This is a genomic window from Paraburkholderia bonniea, from assembly GCF_009455625.1.
In the GTDB taxonomy this organism is placed as follows: Bacteria; Pseudomonadota; Gammaproteobacteria; order Burkholderiales; family Burkholderiaceae; genus Paraburkholderia; species Paraburkholderia bonniea.
Genome location: NZ_QPEQ01000001.1, coordinates 743,689 through 766,442 on the forward strand (window position 1 = coordinate 743,689; position 22,754 = coordinate 766,442).

Consider the following 22,754-nt stretch of genomic DNA (forward strand, 5'->3'; position numbering starts at 1 on the left):
GTCTAGAAGGTGTAGCCGATGTCGGTGGCGCGCCCTTCCAGATCGTCGAGCAGCCTGGCAAATGGCCCGAGTGGCCGGTAGCGTTCGGCAACTTTGCGCGCATAGCCGAGAAAACGCGGCAAATCCTGCAGATACTGCGGCTTGCCATCCCGGTGATGAATCCGGCAAAAAAGCCCCAGCACCTTGATATGCCGTTGCAGGCCCATCCATTCGAGTTGCCGGTAGAACTCGCCGAAATCAGCATCAACGGGCAGCCCAGCTTTTTTGGCGCGCTCCCAGTAATAAACAAAGCAATCCAGCTCGAACGCTTCATCCCAACTGATAAACGCGTCGCGCAGCAACGAGGCGACGTCGTAGGTAATGGGCCCGTACACCGCGTCCTGGAAGTCGAGCACGCCAGGGTTGGGCGTAGCCTGCATCAGATTGCGCGGCATGAAGTCGCGCAGCATGAATACTTGCGGTTGCGCGCGTGCGCTGGCGATCAGCAGCGCGAAGGTCCGGTCGAGCAGGCCGCGCGTCACGTCATCCACCTCGCGGCCCAAGTGCCGCCCGATGAACCACTCGGGCATCAATTCCATCTCGCGGCGCAAGAACGCTTCGTCGAACGGTGGCAGCACGTTGTCACGGGTGCTCAATTGCCAGCGGATCAGCGTGTCAAGCGCGTCGCGCATCAGCGGGCGGGCATTGTTGCCGTTGAGCACGCTCAGGTAAGAAGCTGTGCCCAGATCGGTGAGCAGCATGAAACCGTGCTCGAAATCGGCCTCCAGCACATCGGGCACATGCACCTGAGCGGCTTGCAGCAGCTTGGCGATGGCGGCGAATTCACGGGATTTTTCTGGCGGCGGGGCGTCAACGGCGATTAGCGTGGGCTGGCCCTGGTGGCTCGCGGTGACCCGGAAATAGCGGCGAAAGCTGGCGTCGGCGGAAGCGGGGGCCAAAGAGGCAAGATTCAGGCCGTAACGGGGTGCGACGGTGTGCAGCCAGGCGCAGAGTTGTTCGAGACGGGAGTCGGCAGAGGGAGGATTGCTGGAGGGAGGCATGAAAACCGGGGGGCAAAATCAGAAGGGACAACGTATTGCCATATAATACCCCACGACTTTTTTGACGCGATTCGCGCCAGCCTTCCCGCATCCCGTCTGCCTGCTTGCCTGATCGCCCGTGCGTTATTTTAAGACTCGCGTGTCTGCCATCGCGGCAGCCGCGGTCTGATTGCGTGAGCGGCAGGCTGCTTCGCCAAACCCGACTACATGCCGCCCAGACAGTTTTCCAGAACGATTTCCTGTTGTGATCGCGTGCCGCGCAAAAGACGCCTGGTGGTGGCCTTGATGGCCGTGCCGGGTCTTCTTCCTGCGCTGGTGCAAGCTCAACTGACAGGTGCGGCGGCCCAGCCGCAAGTGCTTGATGCCCCGTGGGGCCTGCGGCTGGCACCTCAGCTCGAAGAACATCCGTTGGCTAGCGGTCAGCAGCCAGCGGTTTTTCTGCTGGGTAACCTGGTGAGCGCTACCGCCGATCAGGACATGGCTGCGCAAGGCACGGCAGAAGTGCGCCGCAACACGATGGTCATCAAGGCGAATGCGCTGCACTACGATCAAGACACCGACATGGCCGATGCTTACGGCCAGGTGAGGATCATTAATAACGGCAATACCTTCGCTGGCCCTGAAGCGCATTTGAAGGTCGAGTCGAGTGAAGGCTTCATGACCGCGCCGAAGTATCGTTTCAATGTGACGGGCGGCTCTGGCAGCGCGGAGCGGGTCGATCTGCTTGATAGCGAGCGCTCGGTGTTCACTCGCGGCACCTATACCGGCTGTCAGTGCGCGACTGATCCGGCCTGGTATATCAAGGGCAGCGAGTTTGTTTTTGACACGGGGGCTGACGAGGGCGGAGTGCGCAATGGCACGCTGTTTTTCCAGGGCGTGCCGATATTTGCCAGCCCATGGATGTCGTTTCCGCTTTCGGGCGCGCGCCGTAGCGGCATCCTGCCGCCGATCGCCTCGCTGAGCTCAACCAATGGTTTTGAGCTAGCCGCGCCGTATTACTTCAATATCGCGCCGAACCGCGACCTGACCGTGACGCCCCGGATTCTCAGCAAGCGCGGTGTCCAGATGCAGGCCACGTTTCGTTATTTATCGCCCAGTTACACGGGGTCGATTACCGGCGAATTCCTGCCGAATGACCGGATTACCCACACCAACCGCTATGCGCTGTATATCCAGCACAACCAGAATTTCGGCAATGGCTTTGGTGGCTACATTTATTACAACAAGGTGTCGGACAACACCTATCCGGAAGATCTGGCGTCGTCGGCGAACCAGTTTTTGAACGGCACGCAGTTGCTGTACCAGCAGGAAGCCGGAGTCACGTATAACAACGGCCCGTGGTCGGTGCTGGCGCGTCAGCAACACTGGCAGACGCTGTCGCCGTCAACCGCGCCATATGGCCGTGAGCCGCAACTGAACGTCAAGTATGCGAAGTACAACGTCCACGGCTTTGATTTCGGCGCGGAAACCGACTATTCAAGGTTCCGCATTACTACGGCGGATGCCACCGAAGGTGAGCGTGTCGTCTTCAATCCCTATCTGGCGTACTCGGTGGTGGGCCCAGGTTACTTCGTCACGCCGAAGGTGCAATGGCACTTTGCGTCGTACAACCTGAGCAATATTTCATCCACGGCACCCGTGGGCCAGCCGAAGAATTTCACCGAATCCATCCCGACGCTGTCGTTCGATACCGGGCTGATTTTCGACCGCTCAATCCGGCTTTTCGGCCAGGACTTTATCCAGACCCTCGAGCCCCGGCTGTATTACGTGTACACGCCGTACCGCGACCAGTCGTCTGCGCCACTGTTCGATACCGCCGAGTCTGACTTCGGCATGGCAGAAATCTTCCAGCCGAATACCTTCGTCGGTAACGACCGCATTGCCGACGCCAACCGTCTTACTACCGCGCTTACCTCGCGCTTTATCAACCCGACCACGGGTGACGAGCGCGCGCGCTTCGTGTTGGCCCAGCAGTATTACTTCGAAGGCCAGCGCGTCACGCTGCTTCCGGGACAAAACATCACCCAGGCCAAGCACTCGGATCTGATTGCCGGGGCTTCGCTGAAGCTGGGCGCGGGTTTCGCCTCTGAAACCGCGTTTCAGTACAACGTGGACAATAACCAGCTGGTCAAGGCCAGCGTAGGTTTTGGTTTTAGTCCGGGGACCAGCAAGGTGCTCAATCTTGCGTACCGCTACACGCGTGCCAACACCACGTTGAGCAACACTCCGATCAACCAGATCCTGATGTCGGGCCAATGGCCGATTACGCATCGGGTGTACGGCGTGGGTCGCATCAATTACGATGTGCGCGGACAGCGGGTGGTCGATGGTCTGATCGGCTTGCAATACGATGCCGATTGCTGGGCGCTAGGGGTTGGGCTGCAACGCTATGCCAACGGGGTGAATACGCTGGGTGCCCAGGTGTCGAGCACCCGGGTGCTGGCCCAGTTGACGCTGAAAGGGTTGTCGAGCGTCGATAACGGGCTCGTTTCCGCGTTCCGTGCCAGCGTGCCGGGGTATGTACCGTTACCGCCGCCGTTGCCGCCACAGGCGCGTTTCACTAACTACGAATGACGGGCATCGGGTCATTCATCAAATGCGAAAAGACCGGCGACGTGCCTGGTCCCACTGGAGTATCTGTGATAGCCATCAAACAATTCCGTCTAGCCGTGCTGATCGCCGGCCTTGCCGCGAGCGCATCGTTTTTGCTGACGAAGCCCGCCTCTGCCCAATCACTGAATGCCAGTCCTGGCCGGATGGTCGATACCATCGCCGCCGTGGTGAATAACGGCGTGATTACCCAGCGCGAGCTTGACGAGCGCGAGGGCCTGATTACCCAGCGGCTCAACCAGCAACATGCGCCGCTGCCGCCACTGGATCAGCTACGTCAGCAGGTGCTGAGCCAGATGGTGCTGGAGCGTATCCAGTTGCAAAAGGCGCGTGAAGAAGGCATCAGTATCGATAACGACCAGTTACAGAAAACCCTTGGCAAGCTGGCTGAGGCGAACCACCTGACGCTCGACAATTACCGCGCGCAGATCGAAGCGCGTGGCGTGCCATGGGCGACTTTCGTGGGCGACGCCAGAACCGAGATGATTCTTTCGCGTCTGCGGGAGAAAGACGTAGATAGCAAGATCACGGTGTCAGACGCCGAAGTGGCGAACTACATCGCTAGTCAGCGTGGCCCGAATGCAGGCCTGCTGAACGATTTGCGCTTCGAACACATTCTGGTCAAGGCCCCGCTGAATGCCGCGCAAACCGATCTCGAAGCGGCTCAGCAAAAAGCGCAGGCCTTGCTCGCGCAGGCTATGAGCGGCACTTCGTTTGAAAAGCTGGCCAAGGCCAATTCGCAAGCCAGCGATGCCGCCAAGGGCGGCGACATGGGCTTTTTGCCACCGTCGCAGTTGCCGGCTGATTTCGTTAGCGCAGCCGCCACGCTGCGTCCCGGCCAGGTCAATCCTGAACTGATCCGTACGGGCGATGGTTTTGAAATCGTGCGTCTGGTTGAGCGCCGCGCGGGCAAGGGCATGACGCCAGGCGATGCACCAAAGCTCATGCAAACCCATGTGCGCCATATCTTGCTGCGTGTCGGTGAAGGCATGCCAGAACCCGCTGCCCGTCAAAAGCTGCTCGAAATCCGGCGTGAAATTGAAGCGGGCGGTGATTTCAGCAAATTTGCCAAGACGTACTCGCAGGATGGTTCGGCTTCGCAAGGCGGGGATCTTGGCTGGGTTAGTCCAGGTGAGACCGTGCCGGAATTCGAGCGCGCCATGAACAGCTTGCAGGACAACCAGATCAGTGGCCCGGTGCGCAGCGAGTACGGCTATCACCTGATCCAGGTGCTGGCGCGCCGCGAGTCGGAAGGCTCGGTCGCGCAACAGATGGATATGGCGCGTCAGGCCATCGGCCAGCGCAAGGCTGAACAGGCTTATTCCGACTGGCTGCGCGAGTTGCGCGACACCGCCTATGTCGATATCAAGCCAGGCGCACTGAACGGCCCAGCCGCGCGCTAAATATGCCTGCCACCGCGTCGTCCCGTGGGCCGTTACAGATTGCGATCACCACGGGCGAACCTGCGGGGGTAGGTCCTGAGCTTGCCGCACAAGCGCTGGTCGCCGCGGCTGCGTTGTGGCCGAAGGTTCAATTCACTGTGCTGGGGGATGCCGATTTGCTCGTGCAGCGCGCCCGGGCAGTGGGCATCGACTGGAATGCGTTTGCGCTCAAGCGCGTGCGCATCGAGCCTCGTCCGCTAGGTGCCGTGTCCGAAGCGGGGCGGCTCGATCCAGCCAATGGCCGTTATGTGCTGGATTTGCTGGATGCCGCGATTGATGGCGCGCTGGCCGGTGACTACGACGCGATCGTGACCGCACCGCTGCAAAAAAGCACGATCAATGATGCGGGCGTGCCGTTCACCGGCCACACGGAATACCTCGCTGAGCGTACCCATACGCCTCAGGTGGTGATGATGCTGGCGGGGGTCAGCAACGGCAGCCCGCGGCCATTGCGGGTGGCGCTGGCCACCACCCACCTGGCGCTGAAAGCGGTGCCCGCCGCACTGACCACGGATGGCTTGGTCGAAACCCTACGCATCATCCATCACGATTTATCCCATCTGTTTGACTTGCCACAGCCGCGCATTCTGGTGACGGGGCTCAACCCGCACGCAGGCGAAAACGGCTATCTGGGGCGCGAAGAAATCGAGGTGATTACGCCCGCGCTGGCCCGCGCCACGGCGCTTGGAATTGACGCGCGCGGCCCCTACCCGGCAGACACGCTGTTTCAGCCACGCTATCTCGATCAGGCAGATTGCGTGCTGGCGATGTACCACGATCAAGGCTTGCCCGTGCTGAAGTACGCGACGTTTGGCGCAGGCATCAACATCACGCTCGGGCTGCCGATCATCCGCACCTCGGTCGATCACGGCACTGCGCTTGATCTGGCTGGCACCGGCACCGCCGACGTTGGCAGTTTTATTGCCGCTATTGATACCGCTGTCACGATGGCGCGTAACCGCCGTCGGCTGACGAACCAGGATTAATGTTTTCTCAATGACCCACACACCTAGCCGGCAACATCAGGGCCACTTTGCCCGCAAGCGTTTCGGGCAGAATTTTCTCGTCGACACAGGCGTGATTGATTCGATAGTCGACGTCATTCGTCCGCAGCCAGGCGAGCGCATGGTTGAAATCGGACCAGGCTTGGGCGCGTTGACCAAGCCGCTGATCGAACGCCTCGCCAGCCCGCAATCACCGTTGCATGCCGTTGAACTCGACCGCGACCTGATTGGGCGTTTGCAAAAACAGTTCGGTGAGCGGCTTGAGCTACATGCTGGAGACGCGCTGGCGTTTGATTTTGGTGCGCTGGCGCTGCCAGGCCCGCAACCTACGCTGCGCATCGTCGGCAATTTGCCGTACAACATTTCGAGCCCGTTGCTGTTTCATCTGAGCGCGTTCGCACCGGTGGTGCTCGATCAGCATTTCATGTTGCAAAACGAGGTGGTGGAGCGGATGGTGGCTGAGCCTGGCACCAAGGCCTTTAGCCGCTTGTCGGTGATGCTGCAGCATCGCTATGTGATCGACAAGCTGCTCGATGTGCCACCCGAAGCCTTTCAGCCGCCACCCAAGGTGAACTCAGCGATTGTGCGGATGATTCCTTACGCGCCTGGCGAGCGGCCCGCCGTCGATGTCGTGACGCTTGGCGCGGTGGTGAGCGCCGCGTTTTCGCAGCGGCGCAAGATGCTGCGCAACACGCTGGCGGCGTTTCGCGATTTGGTGGATTTTGACGCGCTGGGTTTTGATCTGGCGCGCCGCGCCGAAGATATTCCGGTTGACGAATATGTGCGAGTGGCACAGCAGGTGATGGCGTCGGGTGCGCCGCTGCCGCCTGTGCCGGGTACTCAGGACGTTTAGAGCGGTTCATCGCCAGCGGGTGGGCGGCGGTAAAACCCGTTTCCGGGTACATTCACGGCCTCGTTACGTCGTAACTGGAAACTGGAGAACACATATGCGCCTGCTACACACGATGCTTCGCGTAGGCAACCTTGATCGTTCGATCGCGTTTTACACCGGCCTGCTCGGCATGAAGCTGCTGCGCCGCGAAGATTATCCCGAGGGCAAATTCACGCTCGCCTTCGTGGGCTATACCGACGAGCAAAACGGCACAGTGATCGAATTGACCCACAACTGGGATACCTCCGCATACACCATGGGCGATGCGTTTGGCCATCTGGCCATCGAGGTTGAGGATGCATACGCGGCATGCGATGCGATCCGCGCGCAAGGCGGCCAGGTTGTGCGCGAAGCCGGCCCGATGAAGCATGGCACCACGGTGATTGCGTTCGTCACCGATCCGGACGGCTACAAGATCGAATTTATTCAGAAAAAAGTTTGAGATTGCGGGGTGCTGGATCGGGGGTATTCAGTGGCTGGGTGCAAATGGTTTGGGTTAGTTAAGCGGACTATTTGCACTCTTTCGAGTTAGCTGTTTAACTACAGCCGAATTTTATAATCTTCGGGAGGTTTTTTAAAAAATCGATAAAAATTTCTTGCGCATTCCATGATGTCTGGTGGGCCGTAGAGCATGCCGATGCCCCATGAATCATCGCCAAAAATGATCCAGTCGCCATTGCTAGGAAATTGCACGTAATAGTGCCGGTTTACACCAAGCGCATCCGCTGGGCTATCTCCGGGATCCTGCATCATAAAATCAAAAAATTCATCATAGGTATTGCATGGCCTGGTAATAAAGCCTGGATATTTGCCAAAATGATGATGGAAGTAGCTAAATGGGTCTGGTTTTAAAATTACTGTTGCGAAATCTGTCTCTCCCTTGAATTTGAGTAATTTTTGAACGAGCTCGAATAAATAAGGTGTCACAATATCAACCGAGCCGAAATACAATAAATCTTCGCGCGGTTTTTCTGCAAGTAGCTGGACGCCGGTATTTGCGCGATTCCATAGCGGTGTAAATGTTTCACGATCGTAAATGTAATCAAGCTTAGTCATTAATCATCATTTTGAGATTTTTTTATCTGATTTTAGTTTGGTGCTTGTTGGCGTCAGATAGGATGGAAAATATTCAGTGGGGTAGTGTAAATAGTTTTATTGGTCAGGTGGGCTATTCGCACCGCTTCACTTTAGTTAATCGACTACGGTTGAATCCGGAAGCGCTCTGGGGGCGTTAAAAAATACGGATAGAAATTTTTTGCAAATTCCATGATATCCGGTGAGCCATAGAACACTCCGGTACCCCACGACCTGTCACCAAAGATAATCCAGTCTCCGGGTATAGGTAACAACACATAGTGTTCCGAGTTGAACCCCAGCGCGTCGGCCAGATTGTCACCAGGGTCTTCATGTAAAAATCAGAAAAATTCGTCATCGGTATTTTCCGCCTTGTGGATGAAGCCTGGATATTTGCCAAAATGAAAATTGAAATAGCTGAATGGATCAGGCTTCAAAACTAAAGTGGCGAAATCAGTTGCGCCTTTCAACGCTAGTAATTTACGTACAAGCTCAAAGAATTTTTGAGTCTGGAGATCAACAGAGTCGAAATATAGCAACTCCTTTGGACGCTTGCCCCGAAGCATTTCGACCTCCATCGCTGCTCGTTGCCACAGAGGTTTAAATTCGGATTCTTGCTTGATAAAGTCAATTGCGCTCATTTGGCAGCCTGATTTTGAGTGTTGGACGACGTGCTCCGATTGGGATGAAGTCGGCAGTCGGCGTATTTTGGTCATCCAGGATTCTCATAAAAAGCAAAGGCTTGGCGTGCGACGTTCATTACATCTGGCGGCCCGGTTATTAATACACCGGTGCCCCAATCCCAGCCACGATCGGCGTACATAAACCATTCCCCTGAAAGCGGTAAAACCACATACTGCTCAGAATAAAAGCCAATGACGTCAGCAGGGCTATCACCCGGATCTTTCATCAGAATTTCAAAAAAATCATTGTCGCTACGATTTGCTTCAATGATGAATCCCGGATGTTTGCCAAAATGAAAATGGAAATAATTGAATGGGTCTGGATTTAGCACGATCACTGCGAAATCACCGGAGCCTTTGTAAGCAGAAAGGCTTTGGGTCAGGCGGCCCAGCGGATCGTTCAGGCGTGACAGGCGGCGTTTGTCGTCGTAATCGAGCCTGAGCGTGATGTCCTTGCGGGCATCTGTGCCGATGGCGTGCTGTGTGATCGTGCTGAGCAGGCCTGAGCTGTCATAGCTCAGGGTGCGGACAAAGCCTGTCCGGGTGCTTTCCGTTAGCAGCACACCTTGGGCGGAATACGATTCGGTGGTGTCGGTTTGCAGATTGGTCAGCGTCCAGGCGGCTTCATTCGCGTTTCCGCTTTCGCTTCCGTTTCGTGTCAGTGCAAGGCCTGTAAAACCGGGGGTACGCCATGCACCTGCGTTCCAGTTAAACGTGATGGGTTCGCCGTTTTCGCGGTAAGCCAGCACCTTTGCGGTACGGCTGTGGTTCGCGTTAGTCAGATCGAGATGCCGTTGCCAGCTATGAAACCAGGCTGGACCCATTGCGCTGGCATTGCTGGCGCGCGGTTTTGAGCGGTAGGTTCGGGTGAAGTACAGCGGCAGGTCGTCGCCGCTCACGAAGTCGGCTTCCGTGAGCGTCACGGCACCGCTGCCCGGATACACCGGGTCAGCGACTGGGCAACTTTGTTCGGTTTCGTCTGCTGCTGGGGCGGTGCATCATTCGCGGATCAGCGCGAGATCATTGAGGCAGGCGTAATTGCCCAAGCCGCCAGGGGTATTGCTGACAACGTTTAGCTGGCAGGTGGGGCTGCCTGGCATTGCGCCAGACTGGGCATAGAGTGCGGAACAGTCGTCGCCGGCATTCGCGCCAAACGACACCATCAGCAAAATGAATATGGCCAGCAAGCGGCTGATTATGCCGCTTGCTCTCTCAGGGATTTTTTTCATCGTCGTCCTTATGGTTGTACTTGTTGACGCCCAAGCACCCTAAAAGGACTGATTGACTACGGCAATGCGATAAATCTTAAAAACGACTGGCGCTTTGATGTTTTGATGGGGAAGGGGCATGGTTGGGCGGGGCGTTTTTATTGCCCGCCTACCTCCGCTGCGCTGACGTTGCTGCTTTTTCCTCTAACGCCAAAGCTAAAGCGTGGGCAGCAATTCCGGTGGATGGTCTTTGAGTGTCTGCCGGACTTGGCGGAACTCCGGAAAAATCGACTCGACGGTCTGCCAGAAGCGTGGACTGTGGTTCATCTCGCGCAAGTGGGCGAGTTCGTGTGCGACGACGTAGTCAATCACGGGTAGCGGAAAGTGCACCAGACGCCAGTTCAGCCGGATTTTGCCGTCGCTGGAACAACTGCCCCAGCGTGTCGCGGCAGACGACAGTGCGTAGCCGCGATAGCTCACGCCTAGCTTTTCAGCGTAGAACGCTAGCCGTTCACCAAACAGCCGTTTGGCTTCGCCTTGCAGCCAGCCTTGCACGCGGTCTTTGATTTGCTGTGGCTCGGCTTGCAGTGGCAGGGGCAATGTCAGCCGTGCGTGTTCCGCATCGAAGCGGAGTGCACCGCTCGATGCATCAAGCGTGATGGATACCGGACGGCCCAGATACGGCACTTGTGCGCCATCTTTCCAGTCGATGCGCGGTAGCGCGCGCTGTTCCACCCGGGTTTGCCATTCGTTGAGCTTGGTGAAAATCCAGCGCTGCTTTTCGCTAATGGCGTTTTCGATTTCGGCCAGCGTGACCCCGCGTGGCGCGGTGATCGAGAGGCCGCTGCTGTCGATGGAAAAGCCGATCGAACGGCGGGCTGAGCGTTTGAGCTGGTATTGCAGCGTTTGCGCGCCCAGTGTGAGACTGCGCCGCTTCGAGCCGTCGGCGGCGGGGCTGGATGTTGCTGCGGGTGTCTGCTGCGGTGTGGCCTCGGAACCTGAGGCACCCGAGGCACCTGCGGAGGGCGGCGCGCTGGTGTTCGCGGTGCTGAAGAGTGGCAAATCGAGTTGCGGGTTCTCGAGTGGCAGGCCGCCTGGCGGCACGGAGGGCTTGAGCATCGGTTTCGCCAGGGGTGCGGCTAGCGCGTCAGGTTGGGGCTGCGGGGGAGCGGTGTGGCTTGGCTAGCTTCCGCTGGATAGGCATCCGGATCAATCCGGCGCATTTCGGCTTCGATCCAGTTCTCTACGCGGGTGTTGAGTTCTTCTGGGGTCAGCCCGGTGGAGTCGATGGGTTGGCCGATCGACAGCGTGACGACGCCGGGATATTTCATGAATGAATTGCGTGGCCAGACGCGCCCTGCGTTATGGGCAATTGGTACGGCTGGCGCACCAGTGGCGACGGCAAAGCGTGCGCCGCCGGTTTTGTATTTGCCCTGGGTGCCGGTTGAGGTGCGCGTGCCTTCGGGAAACATGATGACCCACGCGCCTTCTTCCATTCGTGCCCGGCCTTGGCGTGTCACGGAATCGAACGCGTTCTTGCCTTCTTTGCGGTCGATGTGAACCATCTTCAACATTCCGAGGGTCCAGCCGAAAAACGGCACGAACAGCAATTCACGTTTGAAGACGTAGCACAGCGGGCGGGGCATCAAGGCCGGAAAGGCGAAGGTTTCCCATGCCGACTGGTGCTTGGACAGCAGCACGGCGGGGCCGTCTGGCAGATTTTCAAAGCCCTGGATTTCGTAGCGGATGCCAGCGAGCCAGCGCACCATGACCAGCGTCGCACGGCACCAGCCTGCCGCCATCCAGTAACGGCGGTCGGCGTGCAGGAACGGAAAGGCAATAAAGCAGGCAATCGCGTAAGGCACGGTAAAGACCACGAGATAAACCAGTAAAAGCAGCGAGCGGAGAAAGCGCATCGGTAGGGGCAGGCCAGTAAGGTCGAGCAGGATCGGGGAAAGAAGCCGTAAAAAAACAGAGGGGAGCGCTGTAAAGAAGCTGGGCACGCCGCAATACGTAAGCCAGGCGCGAACCAGCAAACAAGCACGCGGCCCCGTTATTCGTGTTCCTCAGCGAGAAAATCGAGCGCGAACGCGCGCAGGTCCTGGTGAATCTGTGTGCCGGGTGGTAAGCCGCCTGCCGCCAGGGTTTGCTGGCCTTTGCCGCTCAGCACCAAATGTGGTGTGCAGCCGAGCGCCGCCCCGGCTTGCAGGTCACGTAACGCGTCGCCTACCACTGGGGTGTCTTGCGGCTCGACCTCGAAGCGCTCAGCGATCATTTTCAGCATGCCGGGTTTCGGCTTGCGGCATTCACACTGGTCTTCAGCGGTGTGCGGGCAGAAAAAAACGGCGTCGATCCGTCCGCCCATCGCGGCCACCATCAGATGCATTTTTTGATGCATCGCATTGAGCGCGCTCATGTCGAACAGGCCACGCCCAATGCCCGACTGGTTGGTCGCCACGGCGACCCGGTAGCCCGCCTGATTTAGCCGGGCGATGGCTTCGAGGCTGCCTGGCAACGGTAGCCATTCATCGGGCGACTTGATGAAGCCCGGTGAATCGACGTTGATCACACCGTCGCGGTCGAGGATGACGACTTTCTTTGGGCTGGTGGGCATAGCGGGTGCTCAGGCGGCAAGCCGTGAAATATCGGCGACGCAGTTCATCTGCTGGTGCAATGCACCGAGCAGTGCCAGCCGGTTGGCCCGCAACGCGGGATCGTCGGCGTTGACCATCACTTCGTTAAAGAACGCATCTACTGGTTCGCGCAACGCTGCCAATGCGCTTAACGCGCCGGTGTACTGGCGCGCCGCGAGTTGCGCCTGTACGTGTGGCGTGACTTGTTCGAGCTGCGCGTACAGCGCTTTTTCGGCCGCTTCGAGCAGGAGCGTGGGTTGCACGCCGCTCTTCGATGAGCCGTCCGCTTTTTTCAGAATGTTCGAAATGCGTTTGTTGGCGGCGGCCAGGGAGGCGGCTTCCGGCAGCGCGGCGAATTCGCGCACGGCGTTGAGGCGCTCGACGATGTCATCCAGGCGGGTTGGGCTGAGTGCCAGCACCGCGTCGATTTCACCGGCGGCGTAGCTGCGCTCGCGCAGCAGGCCACGCAGACGGTCCATGCAGAAGTCGTAAATCGCAGCGGTGGAATCGGTGACGTGCGGCAGCGCGCTGAACTGGGCGTGTGCTGTGTGCAGGAGTTCGAGCAGATCCAGCGACCATGGCTTTTCGAGCAGCAGGCGCAGCACGCCCAGCGCGTGACGCCGTAGCGCGAACGGATCTTTCTCGCCCGTCGGCTGCAGGCCGATGCCCCAGATGCCAACCAGGGTTTCGAGCTTGTCTGCCAGCGCGACCACTGCGCCCGTGGTGCTGGCTGGCAGGGCATCGCCGGAAAAGCGTGGCTGGTAATGCTCCGAGCACGCCAGTGCGACTTCTTCTGGCTCGCCGTCGTGACGAGCGTACCAGGTGCCCATGGTGCCTTGCAGTTCGGGGAATTCACCCACCATGTCGGTGAGCAGATCGGCCTTCGCCAGATGTGCGGCGCGCTGCGCGAGCGCAACATCGGCACCGGCCAGCGTGGCAATTGCGCCCGCTAGTGCTTCGATGCGTTCAGTGCGTTGCAGCGCTGAGCCCAGCTTGTTGTGATAGACCACGTTCGCCAGCAGCGGTACGCGCTGGGCGAGGGGTTTTTTCTGGTCTTGTTCGAAGAAGAATTTCGCATCCGCCAGGCGTGGGCGCACGACCCGTTCATTGCCTTCGATGATGTCGCCAGGCGTGGTGGTTTCGAGATTCGACACGAGCAGAAAACGCGAGCGCAGTTTGCCGCTGGCGTCGGTTAAGGCGAAGTATTTCTGGTTGGTCTGCATCGTGAGGATCAGGCACTCTTGCGGCACTTGCAGGAATTCGTCCTCGAAGCGGCAGGCGTACACGGCGGGCCATTCAACCAGTGCGGTGACTTCGTCGAGCAGCGCGTCGGGCATCACGACCGTGTCGCCATCGGCTTGCGCCAGCAGTTGCGTGCGAATGGTGTCGCGGCGCTCGCTGAAGCTGGCGAGCACATGGCCGCGCTGGCGCAGCGTTTGCGCGTAGGTATCCGCATGTTGCAGCGCGACCAGACCATCTGAGAGAAAACGGTGGCCCAGCGTGGTGTCGTCTGCATCAATGCCGAACGCGGTGACCGGCACCACGTGCTGGCCATGCAGCACCGTCAAGCGATGGACCGGGCGCACGAACTGCACGTTCGTGCCATCACCGCGCTGGTAGGTCATGACCTTCGGGATGGGCAGTTTAGCGAGGGTTTCGTCGAGCGCCGCCTGGAGCCCTTCGGCCAGCGTGATGCCTGGCGCGGTGTGGCTGAGGAAGAACGCCTCGGCCTTGCCGTCGGAGGCACGTTCAAGCTGTTCCAGTGGGAAATCGGGGAAGCCAAGCGCCGCAAGTTTTTTGGCCAGCGGCGCAGTGGGCTGGCCCTGAGCATCGAGTGCGACCGAAACCGGCAGCACTTTTTCGCGTAGCTGTTTTTCAGCGGCGACGGCACGCACGTCCTGGATCGTGACGGCCAGGCGGCGTGGCGTGGCGAAGCGCTCGAAGAGCGGCGCAGCATCGGTCAGGCCGCGCGCCGCGAGGCGCTGGGCGAGACCTTCGGCAAAGGCATCGCCCAGACGCTGGAGTGCTTTGGGCGGGAGTTCCTCGGTGAGCAGTTCGACGAGTAGTGTGGCTTGTGCAGGATGAGTCATGAATGTGGGGTCTCGTCAGTCCGGGGCGATCATGCGTTCGACTTTCAGCGGCGGCGCCCAGGCGGGCAGCGCGGCATCCTGGGCGTCGGTGGTGAGGCCAGGAACGCCTCGCACCGGATTGGCCAGCATCGGAAAGCCCAGTTTTTCACGCGACGCGTAATACGCCTGGGCGACCAGGCGCGACAGCGCCCGGATGCGGCCGATATATGCCGCGCGTTCAGTTACGGAGATCGCGCCGCGCGCGTCGAGCAGATTGAAGGTATGGCCTGCCTTGAGCACTAGCTCATAGGCGGGAAGCGCGAGTTGCGCTTCGATCATGCGTTTGGCTTCGGCTTCGTAGCTGTTGAAGCAGGTGAAGAGCAGATCGACGTTGGCGTGTTCGAAGTTGTAGGTGGACTGTTCGACTTCGTTCTGGTGATAGACGTCGCCATAGGTGAGACGGCGCAGTTCAGGGCCATCGGGGCCAGGTTCTTCCCACTCGGTCCAGATCAGGTCGTAGACGTTTTCGACTTTTTGCAGATACATCGCCAGACGCTCAAGACCGTAGGTGATCTCACCCAGCACCGGCTTGCAGTCGATCCCGCCGACCTGCTGGAAATAAGTGAACTGGGTGACTTCCATCCCGTTGAGCCAAACCTCCCAGCCGAGACCCCATGCGCCGAGCGTGGGATTTTCCCAGTCGTCTTCGACGAAACGCACGTCGTTTTGCTTCAGGTCGAAGCCGAGAGCTTCGAGCGAACCGAGATAAAGATCGAGGATATTTTCAGGCGCGGGCTTGAGCACAGCCTGGTATTGGTAGTAGTGCTGCAGACGGTTTGGATTGGCACCGTAGCGGCCATCTTTTGGCCGCCGCGAGGGCTGGACATAAGCCGCACGCCAAGGCTCCGGGCCGATTGCGCGCAAGAACGTATGAACGTGGGAGGTGCCCGCGCCGACTTCCATATCGATGGGCTGGAGTAACGCGCAACCCTGCTTGTCCCAATAGGATTGCAGCGTCAGGATGATTTGCTGAAACGTGAGCATGAAATGCCTTTCGGGCAGAAGGCCGTGCCGCAAGCGCGGGATGGCCGTGGAGCAAAAACTGCTGAACGGTGGATTTTAGCGGAAAGGGCACGGCGACGGCCTTTTGCGGCTGGGCTGGGCTTTGCCGTGGTTGTTAGGATTGGTCGGATATCAAATTATTGTTCTCCTGTTCATGGTGTTGCGGCCCATCAATTCATTAGGCAAGGGCAAAAACAGACAACCCAAGGAGAGAGATGAACCACCCGCTATTTCAGCGTGGGCCAGCAGGCACACTGGCTCGCATCATTGCTGTGTTTGTGTTGTTGTGCGTCGCGTTTGGCGCGAATGCCAACGACTACTGTTATGCCCTCTAGGCCCAATCCGGTGCAACGCCGGGTACGAAGTCCTGCCGCCTCGATGTGATGAGCAACACGCCCGGCGGCATGGGCAATTACGCCTGTATCAACGACATCAGCCTGATTGACCAGTGGTGCCATGCGGCCAATGACGAGCAGCCAGAACAGCGCTGCCCGGTCGCAGACCCGGTTTATCCCGGCAGCGGGGCGGTCACGCTCAACGAGGTTGATTTCATCAGCGGCGACGATCAGCGGCTGGTGTTCGCCCGTACCTATCGCTCCAGGCCACTAGCCAGAAACGTCACGGCGATGGGACCGGCCTGGTTTCATAGCTGGCAGCGCCAGCTAGCGCTGGCCGAGGCGAATAGCGGGAGCGGGTCGAAGGTGCTCGCGTATCGGCAAAACGGTGAGCCCGTCACGTTCAAGGGCAACGGCGGTACCTGGCGGATGGAGGGCGGCAACGCACTGACGCTGGCGCAAACCGGCACCGAATGGACGCTGAGCGATCCCGCTGCGGCAACCACCGAAACTTATTCAGCACAAGGCGTGCTGCTGTCAGAGCGGACCCGGACTGGCTTCACACGGGGACCCTGAGAATAAAATTAACTGCACCAAAGGCATTTTGAGGTGAAGACCAGATACCCCTTCCATCCCCCAAAATCCCTTCAGCACCTCATCACTTCCCTCGCCGCCGCCCTGGTCCAAACGCAAACCCCAGCGCCAGCAGCACTAGTGATACCGCCAGCACCGTGTTGTTGCCGCTGCTCACATAGGGCGTATTGCCCGAGGTGCCTTGCACCTGCGCTTCAAGCACGCCCACGGTGAACGCGGGTAGCCGTCCCGTCACCTTGCCTTGCGCGTCAATCACGGCTGTCGCGCCGGTGTTGGTCGCGCGCAGCATGGGCCGGCCGGTTTCAAGGGAGCGCATGCGGGCAATCTGCAAATGCTGGTCGAGCGCAATCGTATTGCCGAACCATGCGAGGTTGGTGGCGTTCACCAGCACGCCCGCAGGTGTCGGGCTCTCGCGCAGCGTGCGGGCAATTTCTTCGCCAAAGATGTCTTCGTAGCAAATATCGACTGCCACAGGCTGGTTATGTACGAGAAACGGCCGTTGCACTGGCGCGCCACGGGCAAAGTCGCCCAGCGGGATGTTCATCAGGTCCACGAACCAGCGAAAGCCCCATGGCACGAATTCGCCAAACGGCACCAGGTGATGCTTGTCGTAGCGATATATTTCGCCCGAATTGGGCGTCAGACCAAACAGGCTGTTGGTGTAATCGACCAGTTGGCCTTCTGGTGTCAGCGTGCCGCCAATCGCGCCGAACAGGATCGAGGAGCCGGTGCTGTCGGCAAAGCGCCGTAGCGCCAGCGCGAAGGGCTCCGGCATGTTTTGCGCCAGCAGAGGGATCGCGGTCTCGGGGGTGACGATCAGATCGGCGGGCTGGGCGGTAATCATCCGTTGATAGTTGTCGATGGCGGCCAGCATGCCAGCTTGTTCGAATTTCATCTCCTGCTTCACGTTGCCTTGCAGCAGGCGCACGCTTAGCGGCACATTGGCGGGCACGGTCCATGTGACTAGCGGCAGCAGCAGGCCCGCAGCGATCAGCGCTAGAGCCAGTCCGGCAGGTGCTGCGCTGTGGGCAAGGCATGAGCATGAATATGAACGGGGGCGGAGGGCGGGCGTTGCGCTGGTTTCAGACCCAGACCCAGACCCAGACCCAGACCCAGATGTGGGATGGGGCGCGTCCGCCAGCGCTTGTGTCAGCGCTTGCACTAGCAGAGCGGCGACCAGCGCCAGCATCCAGCCCACGCCATACACGCCAGCCAGCGGCGCGAACCCGGCGAGTGGTCCATCGACTTGCGCGTAGCCACTGGCTAGCCACGGAAAGCCCGTGAACATCGTGCCGCGCAGCCATTCGCCGATGGCCCAGGCGCTGGCGAAGGCAAATGAGCCATGCCAGGTGGGGGCGAACGGTTGCGTGTCGTCGGCGCGCTGGCGCGCATGTCCTGCGCAAAATGACCAGAGCGCGGCAGCTAGCGCGGGATACAGCGCGAGATATAGCGAGAACAGCACCAGCGCTGCGCCTGCCAGCGGCGCGGCCATGCCGCCGAAAAAATGCATGCTGACGTAGAGCCACCAGACGCCTGTGACGAAGTTGCCAAAGCCGAATGCCGCGCCGGTGAGCGCTGCGCTTTTCCAACTGGTGGTGCGTGTCAGCCAGGCAAAGAAAAACACGAAGAGCACGAGTTCAAGCCAGCCGCCATGTGGCGTCGGGGCAAACGAGAGCGTGTTGAGCGCGCCCGCGCCTGCGGCCACGAGGTAATGCCACCAGCGAACAGCACAGCTACCTTCGGGAGGGGCGGCGGGCGTCAGGCAGCGACGCAGACAGGAGAGGATCGAGGCGGCCATGGAGTGCGCGAGGAGGAGGGTTGCAGGAGGTTAGAACAAACCACGAGGGTGGAGCTGGATGAGGCTGAGTGGAGCTGAGTGAGGCTGGATGAGGCTGGATGAGGCAACGGACGCGTCGGCTGATACGTTGGCCGATGACCTGGCTAATGGTTTGACCGGTGAGCGGAGGTTTGACCGGTGAGCGGACCAAGGTGCTGGTCAACGCAACGCATAGCCAACGCACGACCAACACCCGGCTCCCGCGCCCACCGTCACCGCAACGCGGGTGACTTAGAACCTGTTGCGAAATTATTCCAGCAAGGACAATTGGCTCGCCCCACGGCAGCGGACTCGGCAAAACGCGTTGGCCAGTCGAGCGTTCAATGGCGTGGCTTCACTCGTTTCGGTGCCTGAAAATTCGCTATGAACGCTACGCTCATATCCACGCGGCTTTCCTCTCGTTAGCCTGCGTCTTGATTTGCTGGACCCGCCTTAAGCCCTGGTTTAAATAATTTCGCAACGGCTTCTTAGTTGCCCCACCCGCTGCCCCACTTGTTGAGCGAGTGGAACCGTGAGCGCGGGTGGAGGCAAATTTACCGCTCGTGCTACGTGCTACGTTCGTCTTCGCTGATCTCTGGGCTGCGGCGGACCAGCAGCATGTGGATCTGGCGGGCATCGCCGCGCTGGACTTCAAAAATCAGGTTGCCCAGCCGGACTTTCTCGCCGCGATGCGGCACGTGGCCAAAGTGATGCGTGACGAGGCCGCCGATGGTGTCGACTTCGTCGTCAGAGAACTCGGTGCCGAACGCTTCATTGAACTGTTCGATGCCGGTGAGTGCGCGCACCCGGTAGCGGCCATCGGGCGAGCTGATGATGTTGCCGCTTTCTTCGTCGAAATCGTATTCGTCTTCGATATCACCGACGATTTGTTCCAGCACGTCTTCGATGGTGATCAGGCCTGCGACGCCGCCGTATTCGTCGACGACGATCGCAATGTGGTTGTGATTGACGCGAAAGTCGTGCAGCAGCACGTTCAGGCGCTTGGATTCGGGAATAAACACGGCGGGGCGCAGCATGCCGCGCACATCGAATTCTTCTTCCGCGTAATAGCGCAGGAGGTCTTTGGCGAGCAGCACGCCAATGACGTTGTCGCGGTTGCCGTCGTAGACCGGATAGCGCGAGTGTGCTTTTTCCAGCACGTAGGGGATGAATTCGTCAGGTGTGTCCGCGATGTTGATCGCGTCCATCTGCGCGCGCGGAATCATGATGTCGCGCGCGCAGAGTTCGGAAATCTGGAATACGCCTTCGATCATCGACAGCGAATCGGCGTCGATCAGATTGCGCTCGTGCGCGTCCTGGAGGATTTCGAGAAGCTCGGCCCGGGAATCGGGCTCAGGTGAGATGAAGTCGGTCAGCCGCTCAAGTAGCGAGCGTTTTTCGGGAGGGGTGTCGGTAGGGCGTCGACTGGGATACGTGTCGTTCATGGTGGTGCGCCATGCCAGGCGGGGCGCGCGGTTTCAGGGGGATCAAGGATACACCAGGCCTGCTGTGCTCCTAAGCGAACGGGGGTGTATGGCTGGTGATGTGGCTGGCTGTATGGCTTGTAGCGGGGCATGGCGTTCGCCCCGGCTGGTGTTGCACCGGGGTTGCAACTGGCCTTTTTGCTTCTTCTATCTTTTCTACCTCTTTCGTCTCTTTTGTTTCTTTTATCTCTTCATTTCAGCCCGCGTCGGGCCGGTTTGGGCAGCAGCGTGCCAGCAGTGCTTCGAGCGCCCGGTCTGGCATGCCGCTGGCGCGTAGCGCCTGGACGGTGCGGCTGATGTAATCGAAGGTCGTGCCGTAGCGGCCAGTGGCGCAATTCAGTACTTTTTGCACCACTTCATCGGAGAGCTTGCCGGTGTAGGTTGGGATGTCTCTGCGCATCACGAAGGTCAGCACGGTGACGCGGCGGCCATCTGCCAGCATGCACGGCAGCCACGCGGGACGGTATGAGCCCATGGGCATTTCGCGGCGCCAGAGGGTGTCGAGATGGGTCGCCAGGCCTTCATCGGCGGCGAGCCGGTAGGCGATGCCGCTACAGGCACCGCCACGGTCTAGCGCGAGCACCAGGCCGGGTTGCTCGGGCGTGCCGCGATTCACCCTGGACCATAAATACAGCCCGCGATGGTAGCCATGCACCCGGCCGCGTGTGGCTTCGACGGTGGGCAGCCCTGGGTTCCAGATCAGCGAGCCATAGCCGAAGAGCCAGACGTCCTGCGTGGGGTCGATATGGCGAAAGGTGCGGGCCAGCGAGGCGCGTAGTTCGTCATCGCTCAGCAACCGGGCTTCGCCGAGCATTGGCGGATAGGTCTGGCCGGGTGAGGCGGCTGTGAGCGTGCCGGTGCTGATGTGGCTGGCAGCGGTGTTGGTATCAACGTTGGTATCGACGCTGGCATCAGCATCAGGGCGGGGTGGGCTGGCTTTCACGGTAGGCGGCGCGAAGCGGGTGGGGTTGAGAGGGGGTGAAAGGTGCCGGAGCGCGTGTGGTTAGGGGCGGCTGGGTATTTCAGGTGCTGCATGTGTTGTATGTGCTGCTGCTGGCTCTGGTGCTGATGCTGCACAGGCAGCGGGTGGAGCGGGCGCACGTCATGCCGCGCTTCATGCGTCATACCTCAGACCCCATGCCGCACGTGACGAGGCGCATCACGCATAGGGGTCTGGAAAACCCAGCCCGGTCAGGATTTCGCTTTCGAGCGCTTCCATTTCTTCGGCGTCAGCATCGTTCTCGTGGTCGTAGCCTTGCGCGTGCAGCGCGCCGTGCACCAGCAGGTGAGCGTAATGCGCGTCGAGCGGCTTGCCTTGCTCCGCCGCCTCCCGTTCGACGACCGGGCAGCACAGAATCAGGTCGCCTGAGATAGGTGCGTCGTCGGCCTCATCGCCTTCGGCATAGGCGAACGTCAGCACGTTGGTGGCGTGGTTCTGGCCGCGCCAGGTGCGGTTTAGCGAGAGGCCTTCTTCTGCATCGACCAGCCGCACTGTCAGTTGGGCATCGACGAACAGCGCCGCCTTGATCCAGCGCGCCACGCTGGCGCGCGGCAGTGCCGCCTGGTGGGCGGGCCAGGCTTTCGCGGCTGGAAACTGGAGCGTTAGCGTGAGTTTGGGGGCGCGGCTCATAGCGGGTTGGGCGGGGGAGGAGGCAACAGGGGTAATGGAGGCACGGGGTGTTCGGGCAGACACTCAGGCCGGTACTCAGGCCGGTACTTAGCGAGCGTCTGCGACGGCGTCTTTCTGATCTTTTTGCGCGTGCGCGTCATACGCATCGACGATGCGGGCGACCAGCGGATGACGCACCACGTCGGCGCTAGTGAAGCGTGTCAGCGCGATCCCGCGCACGTCCGCCAGCACCTTTTGCGCTTCGATCAAGCCGCTCTTATGGCCACGCGGCAAATCGACCTGGGTCGTATCGCCCGTGACCACAGCTTTCGAGCCAAAGCCGATCCGCGTGAGAAACATCTTCATCTGCTCGGGCGTGGTGTTTTGCGCTTCGTCGAGGATGATGAATGCATGGTTCAGCGTGCGGCCGCGCATATACGCCAGCGGGGCGATTTCGATCATCTGGCGTTCGAACATCTTCGCGGTTTTGTCGAAACCGAGCAGGTCGTAGAGCGCGTCGTACAGCGGACGCAGATAAGGATCGACTTTTTGCGCCAGATCGCCAGGCAAGAAGCCCAGCCGCTCGCCCGCTTCTACTGCCGGGCGCGTGAGGACGATGCGCTTGACCTGATCGCGCTCCAGCGCATCCACCGCGCAGGCGACGGCGAGGTAGGTCTTGCCGGTGCCTGCCGGGCCGACGCCAAAGGTCACGTCGTGCGCAATGATCTGTTTCAGATATTCGCGCTGCGCGGGCGTGCGTCCGCGCAGGTCGGCGCGGCGGGTGTACAGCTTGGGGCCGAGCGTTTCGGCGTCGGCGCTGCCGTTGAGCGCGAGTTCGTCAAAGGGATGGTCTGGGTTGCCAGCGAGGTGGGCGTCAGCGGGATCCGATGCGTGGGCGGCGGCGCTGCGGCGGTTGGCCGGATGGCGCATTTCGACCAGCGCGAGCTGGATGTCGTCGACGGAAAGCGTGTCGCCCTCTGTGCGGTGATAAAAATTCTCGAGCGCGGCGAGGGCGATTTTTGCGCCCCGGCCGCGAATCGAAATGCGGTGGCCGCGACGCGTCAGCGTGACGTCCAGCGCCTGTTCGATTTGCCGCAGGTTTTCGTCGAGCGGGCCGCACAGGTTGGCGAGCCGCGCGTTGTCGTCGTGCGGGGCGGTGAATTCGAGGTGAGGCTGGGTAGGCTTCAAGGCGGGGGACA

21 protein-coding genes and 1 pseudogene are annotated in these 22,754 nt (G+C 60.0%); 7 read left to right on the top strand and 15 right to left on the bottom strand.

The features are described from left to right. Positions 1-2: 2 nt before the first annotated feature. Positions 3-1,040 (bottom strand): aminoglycoside phosphotransferase family protein, encoded by a 1,038-nt coding sequence (locus GH656_RS03280; RefSeq protein WP_153074565.1) that lies wholly within the window; start codon positions 1,038-1,040, stop codon positions 3-5. 207 nt (positions 1,041-1,247) lie between these two features. Here GH656_RS03280 and GH656_RS03285 point away from each other — a divergent pair, with 207 nt between their 5' ends. The 5 genes from GH656_RS03285 (at position 1,248) to gloA (ending at position 7,430) form a co-directional block, all read left to right on the top strand. Continuing rightward, on the top strand, positions 1,248-3,614 hold the full coding sequence (locus GH656_RS03285; RefSeq protein WP_153074566.1) for an LPS-assembly protein LptD: 2,367 nt from the start codon (positions 1,248-1,250) through the stop codon (positions 3,612-3,614). Between the two features lie 74 nt (positions 3,615-3,688). Continuing rightward, a complete protein-coding gene (locus GH656_RS03290) occupies positions 3,689-5,053 on the top strand; it encodes a peptidylprolyl isomerase (protein ID WP_484555865.1) in 1,365 nt (454 codons plus the stop codon). 2 nt (positions 5,054-5,055) lie between these two features. After that, entirely contained in the window at positions 5,056-6,078 is a 1,023-nt protein-coding gene (gene pdxA / locus GH656_RS03295; RefSeq protein ID WP_153074568.1) for a 4-hydroxythreonine-4-phosphate dehydrogenase PdxA, read from the top strand. Between the two features lie 10 nt (positions 6,079-6,088). Then, the gene (gene rsmA / locus GH656_RS03300; RefSeq protein WP_153074569.1) at positions 6,089-6,949 is read left to right on the top strand and encodes a 16S rRNA (adenine(1518)-N(6)/adenine(1519)-N(6))-dimethyltransferase RsmA; all 861 of its coding nucleotides are present in this window, start codon (positions 6,089-6,091) and stop codon (positions 6,947-6,949) included. A 94-nt stretch (positions 6,950-7,043) separates the two neighbouring features. Continuing rightward, positions 7,044-7,430 (top strand): lactoylglutathione lyase, encoded by a 387-nt coding sequence (gene gloA / locus GH656_RS03305; protein WP_153074570.1) that lies wholly within the window; start codon positions 7,044-7,046, stop codon positions 7,428-7,430. Positions 7,431-7,528: 98 nt separating this feature from the next. On the opposite strand, the gene GH656_RS03310 is transcribed toward gloA, so the two are convergent. From GH656_RS03310 to glyQ, 9 genes are all read right to left on the bottom strand, one after another. Further along, on the bottom strand, positions 7,529-8,044 hold the full coding sequence (locus tag GH656_RS03310; RefSeq protein WP_153074571.1) for a hypothetical protein: 516 nt from the start codon (positions 8,042-8,044) through the stop codon (positions 7,529-7,531). Between the two features lie 359 nt (positions 8,045-8,403). After that, positions 8,404-8,703 (bottom strand): hypothetical protein, encoded by a 300-nt coding sequence (locus GH656_RS18010; RefSeq protein ID WP_246184191.1) that lies wholly within the window; start codon positions 8,701-8,703, stop codon positions 8,404-8,406. 71 nt (positions 8,704-8,774) lie between these two features. Then, a complete protein-coding gene (locus tag GH656_RS03320; RefSeq protein WP_281349632.1) occupies positions 8,775-9,689 on the bottom strand; it encodes a DUF6531 domain-containing protein in 915 nt (304 codons plus the stop codon). Positions 9,690-9,743: 54 nt separating this feature from the next. Further along, positions 9,744-9,974 carry a hypothetical protein gene (locus GH656_RS18015; protein ID WP_246184193.1) on the bottom strand — a complete coding sequence of 77 codons (231 nt, stop codon included), beginning with the start codon at positions 9,972-9,974 and terminating at the stop codon, positions 9,744-9,746. Positions 9,975-10,169: 195 nt separating this feature from the next. After that, complete coding sequence (locus tag GH656_RS03325; protein ID WP_153074572.1) at positions 10,170-11,072, bottom strand: M48 family metallopeptidase; 903 nt, start codon at positions 11,070-11,072, stop codon at positions 10,170-10,172. Between the two features lie 20 nt (positions 11,073-11,092). Then, a complete protein-coding gene (locus tag GH656_RS03330) occupies positions 11,093-11,869 on the bottom strand; it encodes a lysophospholipid acyltransferase family protein (protein ID WP_153074573.1) in 777 nt (258 codons plus the stop codon). Positions 11,870-12,006: 137 nt separating this feature from the next. Further along, on the bottom strand, positions 12,007-12,567 hold the full coding sequence (gmhB, locus tag GH656_RS03335; protein ID WP_153074574.1) for a D-glycero-beta-D-manno-heptose 1,7-bisphosphate 7-phosphatase: 561 nt from the start codon (positions 12,565-12,567) through the stop codon (positions 12,007-12,009). 9 nt (positions 12,568-12,576) lie between these two features. Beyond that, a complete protein-coding gene (gene glyS / locus GH656_RS03340; protein WP_153074575.1) occupies positions 12,577-14,676 on the bottom strand; it encodes a glycine--tRNA ligase subunit beta in 2,100 nt (699 codons plus the stop codon). Positions 14,677-14,691: 15 nt separating this feature from the next. Further along, the gene (gene glyQ, locus GH656_RS03345) at positions 14,692-15,699 is read right to left on the bottom strand and encodes a glycine--tRNA ligase subunit alpha (RefSeq protein ID WP_153074576.1); all 1,008 of its coding nucleotides are present in this window, start codon (positions 15,697-15,699) and stop codon (positions 14,692-14,694) included. A 401-nt stretch (positions 15,700-16,100) separates the two neighbouring features. Between glyQ and GH656_RS03350 the strand changes: the two genes are divergently transcribed. After that, positions 16,101-16,628, top strand: coding sequence for a DUF6531 domain-containing protein (locus GH656_RS03350; RefSeq protein ID WP_153074577.1), 528 nt, complete (start codon positions 16,101-16,103; stop codon positions 16,626-16,628). A gap of 82 nt (positions 16,629-16,710) precedes the next feature. Here GH656_RS03350 and lnt read toward each other — a convergent pair whose 3' ends face one another. Next, entirely contained in the window at positions 16,711-18,444 is a 1,734-nt protein-coding gene (lnt, locus tag GH656_RS03355) for an apolipoprotein N-acyltransferase (RefSeq protein ID WP_153074578.1), read from the bottom strand. A 305-nt stretch (positions 18,445-18,749) separates the two neighbouring features. Here lnt and GH656_RS03360 point away from each other — a divergent pair. Then, positions 18,750-18,935: pseudogene (locus tag GH656_RS03360) on the top strand (transposase); the annotation flags it as partial. A gap of 93 nt (positions 18,936-19,028) precedes the next feature. On the opposite strand, the gene GH656_RS03365 reads toward GH656_RS03360, so the two are convergent. The 4 genes from GH656_RS03365 to GH656_RS03380 form a co-directional block, all read right to left on the bottom strand. Next, positions 19,029-19,907: a CorC family transporter gene (locus GH656_RS03365; protein WP_153074579.1), complete on the bottom strand. Its 879-nt coding sequence runs from the start codon at positions 19,905-19,907 to the stop codon at positions 19,029-19,031. A 235-nt stretch (positions 19,908-20,142) separates the two neighbouring features. Next, positions 20,143-20,760, bottom strand: a complete 618-nt coding sequence (locus GH656_RS03370) for a gamma-glutamylcyclotransferase (protein ID WP_153076536.1) — start codon at positions 20,758-20,760, stop codon at positions 20,143-20,145. A 345-nt stretch (positions 20,761-21,105) separates the two neighbouring features. After that, positions 21,106-21,576, bottom strand: a complete 471-nt coding sequence (gene ybeY / locus GH656_RS03375) for an rRNA maturation RNase YbeY (protein WP_153074580.1) — start codon at positions 21,574-21,576, stop codon at positions 21,106-21,108. 87 nt (positions 21,577-21,663) lie between these two features. Beyond that, positions 21,664-22,743: a PhoH family protein gene (locus tag GH656_RS03380; RefSeq protein WP_153074581.1), complete on the bottom strand. Its 1,080-nt coding sequence runs from the start codon at positions 22,741-22,743 to the stop codon at positions 21,664-21,666. Between the last annotated feature and the right edge of the window lie 11 nt (positions 22,744-22,754).